The following is a 16,351-nucleotide window of genomic DNA, read 5'->3' on the forward strand; positions in this document are numbered from 1 at the left end:
CGCCCACTAGGCTGGCAGGGATGCTCCTCACCGACCTGCTTCCCCTGCCCCATACCGACGACACCGGCACCGATCCCACCATAGGCACCCCCGAGCCCGATGCGGTCTACGATGCCTTCCTGCAGTGGACCCGGCAACGGGAGATCACGCTCTATCCGGCCCAGGATGAGGCGGCCATGGAGCTGGTCCAGGGCCACCACGTCATCCTGGCCACCCCCACCGGGTCGGGGAAGTCCCTGGTGGCCGTGGCCGCCCATGCCCACGGGCTGGCCAGCGGACGTCGCAGCTACTACACCGCGCCGCTGAAGGCCCTGGTCTCGGAGAAGTTCTTCGCCCTCGTCGAGATCTTCGGCGCGCAGAACGTGGGGATGGTCACCGGGGACTCCTCGGTCAACGGGGATGCGCCGATCATCTGCTGCACCTCGGAGATCCTGGCCAACCTGGCCCTGCGCCAAGGGTCGGGCCTGGAGGTGGGGCCGGTGGTGATGGACGAGTTCCACTTCTACGCCGACCCGCAGCGCGGCTGGGCCTGGCAGGTCCCCCTGCTGGAGCTGCCCCAGGCTCAGTTCCTCCTGATGAGCGCCACCCTGGGTGACACCACCCGCTTCGAGAAGGACCTGCAGGAGCGGACCGGACGCACTGCTGTCACCATCGCCCACGCCGAACGGCCCATCCCGCTGAGCTATGAGTGGTCGGAGCAGCACGTGCAGGATGCGGTGGAGGAACTGGTCACCACCCACCAGGCACCGGTCTATGTGGTCCACTTCTCCCAGCTGGACGCCGTGGAACGGGCCCAGTCCCTGTCCTCCCTGTCGATCGCCACCCGGGAGGAGAAGGACCGCATCGCCGAGCGCATCACCGGGTTCCGCTTCTCAGCCGGATTCGGCAAGACCCTGAACCGACTGGTCCGCGCGGGCATCGGCGTCCATCACGCCGGCATGCTGCCCAAGTACCGTCGCCTCGTCGAGCGGCTGGCCCAGGAGGGCCTGCTCAAGGTCATCTGCGGCACGGACACCCTCGGGGTGGGCATCAACGTGCCCATCCGCACCGTGCTGATCACGGCACTGAGCAAGTTTGACGGCGAACGCACCCGCCTGCTCAATGCCCGCGAGTTCCACCAGATCGCCGGTCGAGCCGGACGGGCCGGATTCGACACCGCCGGCACCGTGGTGGTCCAGGCCCCGGAGCACGTGATCGAGAACGCCCGAGCCCAGGCCAAGGCCGCCGCGAAGTTCGCCGGGGTCAAGGACGAGGCCGAACGGGCCAAGCGGATGAAGCAGTCCACCAGGTCCTCTCCCAAGAAGACACCACCCCAGGGGTTCGTCTCCTGGGGCCGGGCCACCTTCGAGAAGCTGACCACCGCCGAGCCCGAGGCCATGTCCAGCCACATGCGCGTCAACCATTCGATGCTGCTGAACATCCTCGAGCGGCCCGGCGATCCGGTCATCGCCGTCCGACGGCTGCTGCGCAGCACGCACGAGACCCCTGCTCGGCAGGCGGCCCTGATGCGACGTGCTCTCGGGATCTTCCGTGAACTGCTGGCCACCGGCGTGGTGGAGAAGCTCCCCCAGCCCGATCCCGAAGGCCGCACGGTCGAACTCACGGTGGACCTGCAGCCGGACTTCGCCCTGAACCAGCCGCTCTCCCCCTTCGCGCTCGCGGCCTTCGAGCTGCTGGACCCGGCAGATCCGGAGTACGCACTGGACATGGTCTCGATCATCGAAGCCACCCTGGATCCGCCACGCCAGGTCCTCTCAGCCCAGCTCAAGAAGGCCAAGGGCGAGGCCGTGGCGGCCATGAAGGCCGAGGGCATGGACTACACCGACCGGATGAACGCGCTGGACGAGATCACCTACCCCCAGCCGCTCGCCGAGCTGCTGGAGCAGCAGTTCGAGGTGTACCGAGCGCAGGCACCGTGGCTCAACGACTTCGAGCTCTCCCCCAAGTCGGTGGTGCGCGACATGTTCGAACGGGCCATGGGCTTCACCGACTACGTGAACTTCTACGGGATCGCCCGGTCCGAAGGCGTGCTGTTGCGCTACCTGACCGATGCCGTCAAAGCCCTGCGCCAGACCATCCCCCAGGACGCCCGCACCGAGGAGATCGACCTCATCCTGAGCTGGCTGGACGAGATGGTCAAGCAGACCGACTCCTCCCTGCTCGAGGAGTGGGAGGACCTGCTGGCCGGGGACATCGACGAGCTGAAGAAGGACCATGAGGCCCTCGAGCCCCCTGCTCCCCCACGCCTGACCTCCAACGTCCCCGTGTTCACGGTGATGGTGCGCAACGCCATGTTCCGGCGGGTGCGCCTGTTCGGTGACGAGCAGGACCGGGCCCTGGCCGAGCTGGACGCGCCCGACGGCGGCCCCTCACGGAACGCGGTCTTCTCACCGGATGACTGGGCGGACGCGATGGACGGCTACTTCGGTGACTACGAGGACATCGACGATGGGCCCGCGGCCCGCGGTCCGCAGTACTTCCGGGTCAACACCACGCCATCGCCGGAGCCGGGAGGCGGCGTGCCCGAGGGCGTCACCGGTCAGCGTTGGTGGGCGGTGCGGCAGATCCTGGTGGATCCGGAGGGCAATCTGGACTGGGGCATCAACGCCATGGTGGACCTGGACGCCTCGGACGAGTTCGCCCGTCCGGTCATCCAGGTGGTCTCCGTGGGCGCACCTGAGGCAGGCTGGGCGCTATGAGCCCTCAGCACAGCGAATTCCTCCCCGGCGATCCCCGAGGATTCGCCGATCCCACCGCGGCTGCGCATCGTGTCGGTCATCAGGACCGTCTCCTGGACGGCACCGCGATCACCGATCACTGGTTCGAGCTGCCCCTGGACCACGCTCACCCGGCGGGGAGGACGATCACCGTCTATGCCCGTGAGTACGTCCATGCCGACCACGCCGGGTCCGCAGTCTCCCCCGGGCATCAGGATCTGCCCTGGCTGCTGTACCTGCAGGGCGGGCCCGGCGGCCAGGGCGTGCGTCAGGCGCGCTTGGGCGGATGGATGAAGGAGGCCGCCCAGCACTTCCGCATCCTGATGCTGGATCAGCGCGGAACGGGCCGTTCCACCCCGATGACACGCCAGACCCTCCCGGCAGAGGGCAGCCCAGCACAGCAGGCCGACCACCTGGTGCATTTCCGGGCGCCCTCGATCGTCCAGGACGCGGAGATGATCCGCCGTGCCCTGGGGGCCGACCCCTGGACGGTGTTCGGCCAGAGCTTCGGCGGATTCTGCACGCTGAGCTACCTCTCCTGGCACCCGGAGGGCATGGCCCGTGGCCTGATCACCGGCGGACTGGCTCCGCTGGACGGAGCCGCCGACCGGGTGTACCGAGCGACCTACGCACGCATGAGGACCCGCAGTGAGCAGTTCTTCTCGGCTCACCCGCAGGACCGAGACCAGCTGGCTCGGGTGTACCGACGTGCCCGGACCGGCTTGGAGGTGCTGCCCGACGGCTCACCGGTCACCGTCGGTCGGGTGCAGATGCTCGGCATGCTCCTGGGCGGGAACACCCGGATGGACCAGCTGCACTATGCCCTGGAGCAGGCCTTCGCCGACGGCTCCACCGATCCCGGTTCAGACCGGGAGACCGCGCCGGAGGACCGGCCGCTCTCGGACGCCTTCCTGCACCTGCTCTACCAGCAGGTCAGCCGGGCCGCCAACCCGCTCTACCTGGTGATGCACGAGTCGATCTACGCCCAGTCGGCCGAGATGACCCACGGACGGGAGGCCACCGGCTGGGCAGCCCAGCGAGTCCTGGCCGAGCACCCGGACTTCGATCCGGACCGGGCCGAGACGCCGTTGTTGACCGGGGAGATGGTCTTCGACTGGTACCCGGAACTGGATCCGGCCCTGCAGCCGATGGCCGAGGTCACCGAGCTCCTGGCCCAGCGCACCGCCTGGGGCCCCCTCTATGACCTGCAGACCCTCGAGGTCAACACCGTTCCGGTCGCTGCCGCAGTGTACACAGACGATGTCTATGTGGACCGAGACCTGTCCCTGGAGACCGCCGGACGCGTCCGCGGCCTGCAGGTCTGGGAGACCGATGAGTACCACCATGACGGCATCGGCGACGACGGGCCGGCCATCCTGCGGCGCCTGCTGGAGATGACCGAGTCCTGATCCACACATAGAGACCCCATTGACGGCACAGGCCCCGGAGCGCGAGCTGCACTCCGGGGCCTGAACGGCAGGCGGTGGGTCAGACCTGGGGACCGCCGCGGTCCACGATCTGCTGAGAGACCGGCGCCGACTGCCCGGTCGCCTGAGCGGAGGCCAGGCGCGTCTCATGGGCGGTGCGGATGATCCGGGAGTAGCTGTCCTTGTGGTCGATCAGCTCGTCCCGGAACTTCTGGGGCACCTGCTCGGCGGCCTGGGTCCACTTGTCCATCAGGGCCTCGGCCTCGCGGCGGTCCTGCTCCGGGGACTCCTCGGCCAGCTTGGTGTAGCGGAAGGAGTAGCGCTCGGCGTTCTGCAGCGCCCGCAGGGCCTGTCCCTTGGGGCTGGAGAGCGAGACCACCACGGTGATCGCCAGGATGCCGACGACCACGAGCAGGGACATGGTGGTCGGAATGGTCTGGACCGGAACGTTCTCACCGTTGTTGATGAAGGGCAGGTTGTTGTCGTGCAGGGCGTGCAGCACGAGCTTGACGCCGATGAAGGCCAGAATGGCCGCCAGACCGTACGAGAGGTACACGAGGCGATCCAGCAGACCATCGATCAGGAAGAACAGCTGGCGCAGTCCCATCAGGGAGAACGCGGTGGCGGTGAAGACGATGTACGCCTCCTGGCTGACGCCGAAGATGGCGGGGATGGAGTCGAAGGCGAAGAGGATGTCGGTGGCGCCGATGGCCACCATGACCAGCAGCATCGGGGTCATCACCCGCTTGCCGTTCTCCCAGGTGAAGAGCTTGTCGCCGTCGTACTTGTCCGAGGCCGGGAGGATCTTCTTGGCCAGGCGGACCATGATGTTGTTCGCCTCGTCCTCGGAGTCGTCGTCATCGCGCAGCTCGCTGCGGAGCTGCTGACCGGCCACGAGCAGCAGGAACAGGCCGAAGAGATAGAAGACGTCGGACCAGGCCTGGATGATCACCGCGCCCAGCAGGATGAAGGCGGTCCGGGAGATCAGGGCGAAGGTGATGCCGAACAGCAGCACCTTCTGCTGGTACTCGCGCGGCACCTTGAAGGAGGCCATGATGATGAGGAAGACGAAGAGGTTGTCCACACTCAACGCCTTCTCCAGGATGTAGCCGGTGTAGTACTCCACCGCATGCTGGGTGTCGCCGAAGGCGAAGAAGACGAGGCCGAACAGCAGGGCGATGCCGACGTAGATGGCGGACCAGATGGCCGCTTCCTTGATCGTCGGGATATGCGCCTTGCGCACGTGGAAGATGTAGTCGAAGGCGAGCAGGCCCACGATCAGTGCGATCGTGAGACCCCAGGTGAGACCGTTGATCTCCATAGGCTGACAGACTTTCCGTGAAGAGGGTCCGGCTGTGCCTCGGTGCGCCGCCCCACGGATGGACATCAGGGCGAAGTGCACAGAGACACCCGGTCGGGTGTGTGCCGCAAGTCTCTCCGCCCCACTGTCCGCCGTTGCGTCCAGTGCTGGCCCCTGCGTCCGGCTGACCGCCGCCTCTCGGCTCGGCCCGCGTGCTGACGTCCGCAGTGTTCGGGATACTCCCCTACGCCGTGGGAAAGTCTACAGCCTGATCTGCGGGCCGCCTCGGTCCGCCACCGCACAGAAACACTGATACCCAAGGATTATCAGCTGATCTGCCAGAGCCAGAGCAGCAGCACGCCACCGGCGGCCAGCCCCCACGAGGTCAGCGAGCCCACCAGGAACTCCTCGGCGCGGCCACCTCGGCGACGGTCGGCGGAGATCTCCGGGAACCGCACGATCCCCTTGGCGGCCATCAGCGCTCCGATGATCCCTTCGGCGCCGGCCAGCGCCAGGCCGAAGACGAGGATCCGCTCCATGGGGCCGATGTACCGCCCTCCCTTGAGCTCGAGCTCCTCCTCGGAGCCGGAATCACCCGCGTCGGACGCCACCGCCGGGGGCGCGCCGGCATCAGCACGACCGGCCAGAGAGAGCACCGATCTGGTGATCCTGTTGCCGGACTCCGTCAGGAACAGCACCACCACGGCCCCAGCCGCCAGCACCGGGACGCCGGACGTCCCTCCCATCCGCCCGGCCAGCACATCCACCAGGGTCGAGACGGCCAGGATGGCCGACAGGACCGCGCCGGCCGATCTCCACCGCTCCTGCGTCCAGCCCCAGCCCACCATGACGGCCGCTCCCACGGCGGCCGGGAGCAGCCCGAGCGGGCCCATCAGCACCCCGCAGATCACCGCGACGACGGCCGTCACCACCACCTGGACCGTCACCCGGGCGGCCACGCGCCATGCCGGACGGGCGTGCAGGAATCCGCGCAGCAGCACGTCCAGCAGGTCATGGGCAGCGACAGCCGCCAGGATCACGAGGGTGAAGGAGATCGTCACCGGCCCCGCTCCTCTCGTGGAACCTCACCCAGCAGTCGGTCGGCCTCCAGCAGGTGAGCTCCTCCAGAGCGGTGGACCGCCTGCGAGACAGCGGACTGGGAGACCCCCTCCTGCTGCGCCGCCTCGGTCTGGGTCAGTCCGTCCAGCAGATGCCCGAGCAGTCGACGTTCCCGGGCCTTCAGCCGCCCCACCACGTGATCGCGCAGCAACAGCTGAGCATTCAGCGACGCGGTCAGCTCCGGCGCGGGTCCGACATAGGCGGTGGCCAGTCCGGACGGCCGGTGCGATCCAGCGGCCTCATCGACGGCTTCCCGAGCCCGGTACCAGGCCGTCCCCTCCAGGATGTCCCCCTCGGCACGTCGCTCGACCACGCGCAGCTCTCCCTCACCGAGCCCGTACCGCAGCACGACATTCTCGGGCAGGAACACGGCGACCCGCAGCGTGGCTCTCAAGGCGTCCTGCCAGGTGCGGTAGACCGCCTGGAACTCATCCCCCACCGTCGCCCAGGCGCCCTGGAGGGGACGCACAGCCTGCTCGGCTCGCGCGAACGCCTCGTGGATCCGCTGTTGGGCGGACGCACGGTCGGCCAGCTGTCGCGAGCCCACGATGTCGGCCACCAAGGCCACTGCCGGGCGGTTCTGCTCTGTCATGAGCTGGACAATACCACTGATACCGTCCCAATATCAGCACTTTTGTCAGGCGTGGCCTTCACGCTTGATCTGGCGCAGCTCCTTCTTCAGCTCGGCCACTTCATCGCGGATGCGCGCCGCCAGCTCGAACTGGAGGTCGACAGCGGCCTGGTGCATCTGGGCGCTCATCTGGGCGATGAGGTCCTCCAGATCCTTGGCTGGAAGCGCAGCCAGGTTCGCCGCGCTGGCCGGCGTGCCGCCGCCGTCGTGGTCCTGGCTGTCTGCGGCACCCGCCGCGGCCGCCTTGGCCCGCTGCTCATCGGTGATGGCTGCGGTGTATCCGCGCTTGCCGGCCCCGTACTCGAAGCCGACCTTGATCCCGCCCATGCCGCCGAGCAGGTCAGCGGTGTCCGCGTCCTCGCGCGCCAACTGATCGGTGATGTCGGCGATCCGCTTGCGCAGCGGCGTGGGATCGATCCCGTGCTCCTTGTTGTACGCCTCCTGGACCTCGCGCCGGCGGTTGGTCTCGTCGATCGCCAAGCGCATGGAGTCGGTGATCCGGTCGGCGTACATGTGCACCTGACCGGAGACGTTGCGGGCGGCACGGCCGATGGTCTGGATCAGCGAGGTGGAGGAGCGCAGGAAGCCCTCCTTGTCCGCATCCAGGATGGCGACCAGCGAGACCTCCGGCAGGTCCAGGCCCTCCCGGAGCAGGTTGATGCCGACCAGGACGTCGAAGGTCCCCTTGCGCAGCTCACGCAACAGCTCGACGCGTTTGAGGGTGTCCACGTCCGAGTGCAGGTACTGCACCTGCACCCCGTGCTCCAGCAGGTACTCGGTCAGGTCCTCGGCCATCCGTTTGGTCAGGGTGGTGACCAGCACCCGTTCGTCCTTCTCCGTGCGGACGCGGATCTCCTCGAGCAGGTCGTCGATCTGACCCTTCGTGGGCTTGACCACCACCTCGGGGTCCACCAGCCCGGTGGGACGGATGATCTGCTCCACCACACCGTCGGCCTGGGCCAGCTCGTACTTGCCCGGGGTGGCGGACATGTAGACGGTCTGGCCGATGCGCTCCAGGAACTCGTCCCACTTCAGCGGACGGTTGTCCATGGCCGAGGGCAGACGGAAGCCGTGCTCCACCAGAGTGCGCTTGCGGGACATGTCCCCCTCGAACATGGCGCCGATCTGCGGAATGGTCACATGGGACTCGTCCACCACGAGCAGGAAGTCGTCCGGGAAGTAGTCCAGCAGACAGTGCGGGGCCGAGCCGCGGGGGCGGCCGTCGATGTGCAGGGAGTAGTTCTCGATCCCGTTGCAGTAGCCCATCTGCTGCATCATCTCGAGGTCGTAGGTGGTGCGCATGCGCAGCCGCTGGGCCTCCAGGAGCTTGTTCTGGGACTCCAGCTCCTGCAGCCGTTCGCGCAGCTCGTCCTCGATCGAGGTGATGGCCCGGTGCATGCGCTCGTCGCCGGCCACATAGTGCGAGGCCGGGAAGATGTACATCTCCTCCTCGTCCCGCACCACCTGGCCGGTGAGCGGGTGCAGGGTCTGGATGGAGTCGATCTCGTCCCCGAAGAACTCGATCCGCACCGCGAGCTCTTCGTACATGGGGATGATCTCCACGGTGTCCCCGCGCACGCGGAAGGTGCCGCGGTGGAAGTCGGTGTCATTGCGCACGTACTGCATCTTCACGAACTGGCGCAGCAGATCGTCCCGGTCCATCTGCTGGCCCCGCTGGAGGGTGACCATCTGCTCGATGTACTCCTCGGGGGTGCCCAGACCGTAGATGCAGGAGACGGTGGCCACCACGACGACGTCACGCCGGGTGAGCAGGGCATTGGTGGCTGAGTGCCGGAGACGTTCGACCTCCTCGTTGATCGAGGAGTCCTTCTCGATGAAGGTGTCCGTCTGCGGGACGTAGGCCTCCGGCTGGTAGTAGTCGTAGTAGGAGACGAAGTACTCGACGGCGTTGTTCGGCAGCAGCTCGCGGAACTCATTGGCCAGCTGGGCGGCGAGGGTCTTGTTCTGCACCATGATCAGCGTGGGCCGCTGGACCTGCTCGACCAGCCAGGCCGCGGTGGCGGATTTGCCGGTGCCGGTGGCGCCCATCAGGACGACGTCCTTCTCCCCGGCGTTGATCCGCTCGGCCAGTTCGGTGATGGCTTTGGGCTGGTCTCCGGAGGGCTGGAACTCCGAGACGACCTCGAACGGGGCCACCACACGGTTGATCTTCTGGGCGAGGCTCATGTCTCTACGCTACGCCGCAGCCGTGGTGGTGGCCCCGTTCAGGGGGTGATTTCTCAGCCGGCGGACGGCTCCGGCTCGGGCTGCTCTCCGCGGAGGACCGGTTCCACGTAGGCCTCCCAGAACCGGCCGGTGGTGCGGATGAGATCCTCCAGTCCGGCATCGTTGACGATCACCACATCCGCTGCGGCGCGCCGCTGTTCGTCCGTGGCCTGCGCGGCGATGCGCGCCCGTGCCTCGTCCTCGTCCATCCCCCGGTCCCGGACCATGCGGGCCACGCGCTCCTCAGCGTCGGCCAGGACCACCAGGACGAGGTCGTACAGGGATGCCTGACCGGTCTCCACCAGCAGGGGCACGTCCTGCACCACCACGGCCTCCGGTCCGGCCTGCTCCACGACCCGTCGCCCTTCGGCGCGCACCAGCGGGTGGATGATCGCGTTGAGCCGCTCTCTCGCGTCGGCGTCTGAGAAGACCAGTCGAGCCACGGCGGCACGGTCCATCTCACCATCCGGGCCGATCACCTGCTCTCCGAACTCCTCCCGCACCCGAGCCAGGCCCGGAGACCCGGCGGCCACCACAGCCCGGGCGATGGCGTCGGCGTCCACCACCACGGCGCCTCGCCGAGCCAGCTCAGCGGCCACGGTGGACTTGCCGGAGGCGATGCCACCGGTCAGGCCGATGTGCAGCCGTGGGCGTGGGCCGCTCTCAGGGTGTTCCTGTGGCGACTCAGACATGGTCCACCGCCGTCGAACCGGCGCCGGACGCCTCGCGCAGCACCGGAGAGACATGCTCGTCCCAGACGCCTACGACCTGGCTCCGCAGCTCGTCCAGGCCAGCGTCGTTGACGATCACCACATCGGCCAGCTGACGACGCTCCTCGTCGGTGGCCAGGCTGTCGACGCGGGTCCAGGCGTCCTCGCGGCTGATGCCGAACTCCTCGATCATGCGATCGACCTGGGTCTCAGCCGGCGCCTCGACCACAACGACGAGATCGAAGTGCGGGGCCTGACCGGTGGCCACCAGGTCACGGATGTCCTGGACCACCACGGAGTGCTGTCCGGCCTCGCGGCCGCGCACACGCGCCTCCTGGCGCACCAGCGGCAGCACCAGGTCGTACAGACGGGCCCGGGCGGTCTCGTTGCCGTTGGCCAGGTCCTGGAGTGCCAGCAGGTCGATCGAGCCGTCCTCGGCCTGGATGCTGTCGCCGAAGATCCGGACGACCTCCTCGTGGGCCTCGGTGCCCGGCCGCAGCACATGCTGCCAGATCTCGTCGGTGTCCAGCACCACGGCGCCGAGCTCGCGGAAGACCTCGCCCACGGTGGACTTGCCTGCCGAGAGCCCACCGGTGAGGCCGACCTGGAGGACCGGCTGGCCCTCCTGCTCGCGCTGCCAGTGCCAGGTGCGCGGCTGATGGGTGTCGTGCTCGGGCTCGGTGCCGAGCTGGTACTCGGGACGGATGACGAAGTCCTCGACGGCGGAGGCATCCTCCTGGGCGCGGCGATGGTACTCCTCCGCCGGGAGGACGCGCTTCCACTGACGGGTGCGCAGCGGACGCGCCGAGCCGGCATCCTCACGCAGGGCCTGCAGCAGCAGGATGCACTGCATGCAGGAGAGGAACATGACCGGTGCACCGATCACGATGATGACCTCCTGCAGCGCGTCCAGGCCCTGCTCGCCGGAGGTGGTGAGGATGGCGGTGCAGACGGCGCCGACGGCCAGTGCCCAGAAGATGCGCTGGCGACGCGGTGCCTCGTCCTCATGGCCGTTGGCCATGGCGTCCATCACCAGCGCACCGGAGTCGATCGAGGTGATGAAGAAGACCGTGATGATGATCAGGGCGACGACGGCGACCACACTGAAGGCCGGGAAGGACTGCAGGAACTGGAACAGGGCGGCCTGCGCGTTCCCCTCCTCCACGATCGTCTCGGTCAGTGACCCGGCCGTGCCCTCAGCCCGGTCGATCCGGAAGGCGTTGTAGCCGTAGACCCCCATCCAGACGATGACGAAGGCGGTGGGCAGGCCGATGGTCGCGGCCACGAACTCGCGGATGGTGCGACCCTTGGAGATGCGAGCCACGAACATGCCCACGAATGGTGCCCAGGTGACCGTCCAGGCCCAGTAGAAGACCGTCCAGTCGCCGGACCACTCACCGTTGCCGAAGGTGTCGTTGAAGAAGGACAGGGCCGGCAGTGCGGCGATGTAGGCACCGGCCGACTCGACGATGCCGCGCATGGTGTTCATCGTGGCGCCGAACATCAGCACGAAGACCATCAGGGCGATGGCCAACACGATGTTGATGTAGGACAGGCGCTTCACACCCTTGTCCATGCCGGCCAGCACCGAGGCCAGGCCTACGGCCGTGATGACGGCGATGATCGCTGCCTGGATCCAGCCGGCCATCGGGATGCCGTAGACGTAGGACATGCCGCTGTTGATCTGCATGGCGCCCAGGCCCACGGAGACCGCGAGGCCGAACACGGTGGCCACGATGGAGATGATGTCGATCAGCTTGCCCCAGGGGCCGTGGATGCCGTCGCCCAGCAGCGGCTGGAACGCGGAGGACACGCGCGGAGGCAGCTTGCGCTTGTAGGTGAAGTAGCCGAAGGCCAGGCCCGGGACGATCAGCATGCCCCACATGTGCACGCCGAAGTGGAAGTTGGCGATCGACAGGGCCTCGGTGGCCGCCCGGTCGCTGGCCGGCTCGGTGCCGTACAGCGGCGGGTTGGCGAAGTGGTTCATCGGCTCGGCCACACCCCAGAACATGAGCACAGCGCCCACGCCGGCGGCGAACAGCATGCCGAACCAGGCCAGTCCGCTGTACTCCGGCACAGCGTCGTCGTCGCCGATCTTGAGTCGCCCGTAGCGGCTGATGGCCAGTCCGATGGCGAAGATCACCAGGAAGCTGGCGGCGAGGGTGAAGTACCAGCCGGCGTCGTAGCGGAGGAATCCGGCGGCCTCACCGAAGAAGGTGCGGACCTCGACCGGGAAGATCCCCATGGCGGCGGTGAAGAGGATGATGACGGCTGCCGACAGGAAGAAGATGGGTGCGCTGGTGCGCAGCCCGAGCATGTTGTGCAGTCTCGTGAGCATGTGCGAGTGCTTCCGGGTTGACGGGGATCCGCCCCATGACGGACCCTGTGCGCGGTGGGCACGATCACCTAGGCTACCGGGGACCGGCCGACCAGCGCAGATCGGAGGGTCAGCAGGGCGCCCGATGTTACCGAACCGTAGTCTGCTGGTCTGTGAAGGTCTGCCCTGTCAGCCCAGGCCCCTGACCTCTCTAGAGTGGTGTGCATGGTCTCCGACTCCCCCACTCCTCGCGGCTATGCTGTCCTGCCACAGAGGTTCAGGACCACGCCGGTGAAACATGAGATCGAGGTGCGGAACTCACAGTTCATCGCCCACCTGGCACGGGTCGAGACGGAGGATCAGGCCAGGGACTTCATCGAGTCGGTCCGCCGGGAGCACCGCCAGGCGCGGCATGTCTGCACGGCCTTCGTGCTGGGTGACCGCCAGCAGACCCGGCGCTCCAACGACGACGGCGAGCCCGCGGGCACAGCCGGCGCCCCCATCCTGGAGGCGCTCACCCGCCGGGAGACCACACCTGGCCACGATGCTCGCCCACCTGCCAGGGCACCCGAGGTGCGAGACCTCTCCGACGTGTGCGCGGCCGTCGTGCGCTATTTCGGAGGCGTCAAGCTGGGCGCGGGCGGCCTGGTGCGTGCCTACTCCGAGTCGGTCTCGACCGCCCTGGACACCGTTCAGCTGGTCCGGCGAGAACCCATGCGGATCTGGCAGATCCAGGCGGATCCTGGCAGAGCTGGACTCTGGGAGAACGAGTTCCGAACGGCCGGCTGGACCGTGGACGCCGTGGACTACGGTGCCCGCGATGTCACGGTGAGGCTCGCCCTGCCGGAGACCGAGGAGGCCGCGTCGCTCTTGGGGTCCCAGGTGGCGGCGCTCTCCGGAGGCCAAGTACAGCCCCAGGCCGCCGGCGAACGGTGGGTGGATGTCACCGGGAGGACCTCATGACCTCGACCGTTCCTCCCGGGCAGACGCCGGACGCCGTCCTGGGTCGTCTGGCCACGACCCTGACACAGGACTTCCCCTTCGCGGACCTGGTGCGGGATCCCCTGCCGACCGGCGCTGGACTGCAGGCGCACGACGCCGCGGACCTGCTGCTGCTGGACACCGTGGCCACCTGGGCGCAGGCCCGACATCCCCTCGACCCGGTGGTGGTTCTGGACGACCGGCATGGTGCGCTGACCCTCCCGCTGCTGGCCGCCGGGGTCTCGGTCCGTCTGGGCCAGGACTCCCTGTCCCATGAGCGCTCAGTCGCTCTGAACGCCCAGCGGTTCGCAGCGCATCTCGCAGCATCCGGACAGCTCACGCGGGGGGAGATCGGCCCGGAGCTCCTGGCCGGTGCCCGCACGGTCCTGCTTCCGCTCCCCCGGTCCCTGGACGCGCTGGACCAGACCGCGCATCTGGTGGCTGAGCATGCGCATGAGGATGTGGTGCTGCTGGCCGGCGGTCGGGACAAGCACATGAGCCCGCGCATGAACGAGGTCCTGACTCGCAGTTTCACGTCCGTGGTGGCTGGGCGTGGCCGTTCCAAGTCCCGGGTGATCACCGCTCGTGGGCCCCGGCGCGGGCGTCCGGCTCCCTTCCCGCGCACGCGTGCGCAGGAGCTTCCCGACGTCGGCTCAGTCACCTTGGCTGCCTACGGCGCCACCTTCGGCGGGGCACGTCTGGATCCGGGCACACGCCTGCTGCTCGAGGCGATGGCCGCCGCCGTCCACTCCGGCACACTGACGACCGAGCGGGCGATCGACTTGGGCTGCGGCAACGGCACCATCGCCCTGTGGCTGGCGTTGCAGTGGGCTGGACTGAGCGTGCTGGCCACTGACCAGTCTGCGGACGCCTGCCGCTCCGCCGAGCTGACAGCCCGGGAGAACGGCGTCCTGGACCGAGTGGAGATCAGGCGGGACGACGCTCTGTCCTCAGTCGACGAGGCGTCCGAGCCGCTCGTGGTGCTGAATCCGCCGTTCCATGACGGCAATGCCGTGGACCCGGGGGTGGCTCAGCGGCTGATCGCCGAGGCCGCCCGAGTGCTCGAGGACGGTGGCCAGCTGTGGTGCGTCTGGAACTCACACCTGCGGTACCGGCCCCTGCTGGAGCGGCTGGTCGGACAGACCCGCCAGGTGGCCCGCGACCGCCAGTTCACGGTCACCGTCAGCTCTCGGCGCCGCTGAGGGACCTCAGAGAGCAGCTCTCAGTCCCCCACGGTGCCGATGATCCGCTCCCGCAGGACCTGGATCTCACGGCGGCGCGGACACTGTGCGTTCTACGCAAAGACGCCCGGTCCCTCCGACCTCCACGCAGGGTGGGGATCGGGGAACCGGGCGTCTCGTGGCTGCTCAGACCCTCAGGGAGTCCACGGCGAACCTGATCTGCAGATCAGTTGCCGGTGAGCTTCTCGCGCAGGGCGGCCAGAGCCTCGTCCGAGGCCAGGGTGCCGGCGTCGGTGGCCGGAGCCTCCGAGGAGTACGAGGTGGAGCCGGACTCGACCGGGCCAGCCTCTGCCTCTTCGGTGGCGGCACGAGCGACCTGCTCCTTGTGAGCCTCCCAGCGGGCCTGGGCGTCGGCGTACTGCTGCTCCCAGGCGGCGCGCTGGGTCTCGAAGCCCTCGAGCCATTCGTTGGTCTCCGGGTCGAAGCCCTCGGGGTACTTGTAGTTCCCCTCCTCGTCGTACTCGGCGGCCATGCCGTACAGCGCCGGGTCGAACTCGGTGCCCTCGGGGTCCACGCCCTCGTTGGCCTGCTTCAGGGACAGCGAGATGCGGCGACGCTCCAGGTCGATGTCGATGACCTTGACGAACAGCTCGTCGTTGACGGAGACGACCTGCTCAGCGGTGTCGATGTGACGCGAGGCCAGCTCGGAGATGTGCACCAGGCCCTCGATGCCGTCCTCGACGCGCACGAACGCACCGAACGGAACCAGCTTGGTGACCTTGCCCGGCACGACCTGGCCCAGGGCGTGGGTGCGGGCGAACAGCTGCCACGGATCCTCCTGGGTGGCCTTCAGCGACAGCGAGACACGCTCGCGGTCCATGTCCACCTCGAGCACCTCGACGGTGACCTCCTGGCCGACCTCGACGACCTCGGACGGGTGGTCGATGTGCTTCCAGGACAGCTCGGAGACGTGCACCAGGCCGTCCACGCCACCCAGGTCCACGAAGGCGCCGAAGTTGACGATGGAGGAGACGGTGCCGGTGCGGACCTGGCCCTTCTCCAGCTTGTGCAGGAAGTTGGAGCGGACCTCGGACTGGGTCTGCTCCAGCCAGGCGCGGCGGGACAGGACCACGTTGTTGCGGTTCTTGTCCAGCTCGATGATCTTGGCCTCGAGCTCCTGGCCGATGTACGGGGCCAGGTCGCGGACGCGGCGCATCTCGACCAGGGAGGCGGGCAGGAAGCCGCGCAGCCCGATGTCCAGGATCAGGCCGCCCTTGACGACCTCGATGACGGAACCGGTGACCACACCGTCCTCGTCCTTGATCTTCTCGATGTCGCCCCAGGCGCGCTCGTACTGAGCCCGCTTCTTGGACAGGATCAGGCGCCCTTCCTTGTCCTCCTTGGTGAGGACCAGGGCCTCCACGGAGTCACCCACGGCGACGACCTCGTCCGGGTCGACATCGTGCTTGATGGAGAGTTCGCGGGACGGGATGACGCCCTCGGTCTTGTAGCCGATGTCCAGCAGGACCTCGTCACGGTCGACCTTGACGACGGTGCCTTCGACCAGATCGCCATCGTTGAAGTACTTGATGGTCTCATCGATGGCGGCGAGGAAGTCCTCAGCAGATCCGATGTCGTTGACGGCGACCTGCGGGGCGGTGGAGGTGATGGTCATGTAGTAGGGGCTCCGATGTGGATTGTTCACTCGGCCGGGGTTCGGCGCCGAAGCGCGGGCACCCGGA

Annotated in this window: 11 protein-coding genes; 4 read left to right on the forward strand and 7 right to left on the reverse strand. The window is 68.0% G+C overall.

Features of this window, described 5'->3' with window-relative positions; translation table 11 throughout:
- The first annotated feature begins 20 nt into the window (after positions 1 to 20).
- Both BM355_RS08030 and BM355_RS08035 read left to right on the forward strand, forming a co-directional pair.
- Positions 21 to 2,699: a DEAD/DEAH box helicase gene (locus BM355_RS08030; RefSeq protein WP_091697022.1), complete on the forward strand. Its 2,679-nt coding sequence runs from the start codon at positions 21 to 23 to the stop codon at positions 2,697 to 2,699.
- A complete protein-coding gene (locus tag BM355_RS08035) occupies positions 2,696 to 4,126 on the forward strand; it encodes an alpha/beta fold hydrolase (RefSeq protein ID WP_091697024.1) in 1,431 nt (476 codons plus the stop codon). The genes BM355_RS08030 and BM355_RS08035 overlap by 4 nt, the downstream gene beginning before the upstream one ends.
- A gap of 79 nt (positions 4,127 to 4,205) precedes the next feature.
- Here the strand turns inward: BM355_RS08035 and BM355_RS08040 are convergent, their stop codons facing one another.
- From BM355_RS08040 to coaE (BM355_RS08065), 6 genes are all read right to left on the reverse strand, one after another.
- On the reverse strand, positions 4,206 to 5,465 hold the full coding sequence (locus tag BM355_RS08040) for a TerC family protein (RefSeq protein WP_091697026.1): 1,260 nt from the start codon (positions 5,463 to 5,465) through the stop codon (positions 4,206 to 4,208).
- A 305-nt stretch (positions 5,466 to 5,770) separates the two neighbouring features.
- Positions 5,771 to 6,505 (reverse strand): hypothetical protein, encoded by a 735-nt coding sequence (locus BM355_RS08045; RefSeq protein ID WP_091697029.1) that lies wholly within the window; start codon positions 6,503 to 6,505, stop codon positions 5,771 to 5,773.
- The gene (locus tag BM355_RS08050) at positions 6,502 to 7,155 is read right to left on the reverse strand and encodes a SatD family protein (protein ID WP_091697032.1); all 654 of its coding nucleotides are present in this window, start codon (positions 7,153 to 7,155) and stop codon (positions 6,502 to 6,504) included. The genes BM355_RS08045 and BM355_RS08050 overlap by 4 nt, the downstream gene beginning before the upstream one ends.
- A gap of 45 nt (positions 7,156 to 7,200) precedes the next feature.
- The gene (gene uvrB / locus BM355_RS08055; RefSeq protein ID WP_091697035.1) at positions 7,201 to 9,381 is read right to left on the reverse strand and encodes an excinuclease ABC subunit UvrB; all 2,181 of its coding nucleotides are present in this window, start codon (positions 9,379 to 9,381) and stop codon (positions 7,201 to 7,203) included.
- Positions 9,382 to 9,434: 53 nt separating this feature from the next.
- A complete protein-coding gene (gene coaE, locus BM355_RS08060) occupies positions 9,435 to 10,112 on the reverse strand; it encodes a dephospho-CoA kinase (RefSeq protein WP_091697038.1) in 678 nt (225 codons plus the stop codon).
- Positions 10,105 to 12,468 (reverse strand): dephospho-CoA kinase, encoded by a 2,364-nt coding sequence (gene coaE / locus BM355_RS08065; RefSeq protein ID WP_091697041.1) that lies wholly within the window; start codon positions 12,466 to 12,468, stop codon positions 10,105 to 10,107. Before coaE (BM355_RS08065) ends, coaE (BM355_RS08060) begins: the two co-directional genes overlap by 8 nt.
- Before the next feature lie 270 nt (positions 12,469 to 12,738).
- On the opposite strand from coaE (BM355_RS08065), the gene BM355_RS08070 reads away from it, so the two are divergent.
- A complete protein-coding gene (locus BM355_RS08070) occupies positions 12,739 to 13,410 on the forward strand; it encodes an IMPACT family protein (protein WP_245760674.1) in 672 nt (223 codons plus the stop codon).
- On the forward strand, positions 13,407 to 14,630 hold the full coding sequence (locus tag BM355_RS08075) for a class I SAM-dependent methyltransferase (protein WP_091697046.1): 1,224 nt from the start codon (positions 13,407 to 13,409) through the stop codon (positions 14,628 to 14,630). Before BM355_RS08070 ends, BM355_RS08075 begins: the two co-directional genes overlap by 4 nt.
- A gap of 205 nt (positions 14,631 to 14,835) precedes the next feature.
- Here the strand turns inward: BM355_RS08075 and rpsA are convergent, their stop codons facing one another.
- Entirely contained in the window at positions 14,836 to 16,284 is a 1,449-nt protein-coding gene (rpsA, locus tag BM355_RS08080) for a 30S ribosomal protein S1 (RefSeq protein WP_091697049.1), read from the reverse strand.
- Between the last annotated feature and the right edge of the window lie 67 nt (positions 16,285 to 16,351).

It is taken from the genome of Micrococcus terreus (genome assembly GCF_900116905.1).
GTDB classification, from domain to species: Bacteria; Actinomycetota; Actinomycetes; order Actinomycetales; family Micrococcaceae; genus Citricoccus; species Citricoccus terreus.

Bases quoted from the DNA above. Each gene is read 5' to 3' on its own strand.
- BM355_RS08030 (WP_091697022.1), top strand. From the start codon at position 21: ATGCTCCTCACCGACCTGCTTCCCCTGCCCCATACCGACGACACCGGC.
- BM355_RS08035 (WP_091697024.1), top strand. From the start codon at position 2,696: ATGAGCCCTCAGCACAGCGAATTCCTCCCCGGCGATCCCCGAGGATTC.
- BM355_RS08040 (WP_091697026.1), bottom strand. From the start codon at position 5,465: ATGGAGATCAACGGTCTCACCTGGGGTCTCACGATCGCACTGATCGTG.
- BM355_RS08050 (WP_091697032.1), bottom strand. From the start codon at position 7,155: ATGACAGAGCAGAACCGCCCGGCAGTGGCCTTGGTGGCCGACATCGTG.
- uvrB (WP_091697035.1), bottom strand. From the start codon at position 9,381: ATGAGCCTCGCCCAGAAGATCAACCGTGTGGTGGCCCCGTTCGAGGTC.
- coaE (WP_091697038.1), bottom strand. From the start codon at position 10,112: ATGTCTGAGTCGCCACAGGAACACCCTGAGAGCGGCCCACGCCCACGG.
- coaE (WP_091697041.1), bottom strand. From the start codon at position 12,468: ATGCTCACGAGACTGCACAACATGCTCGGGCTGCGCACCAGCGCACCC.
- BM355_RS08075 (WP_091697046.1), top strand. From the start codon at position 13,407: ATGACCTCGACCGTTCCTCCCGGGCAGACGCCGGACGCCGTCCTGGGT.
- rpsA (WP_091697049.1), bottom strand. From the start codon at position 16,284: ATGACCATCACCTCCACCGCCCCGCAGGTCGCCGTCAACGACATCGGA.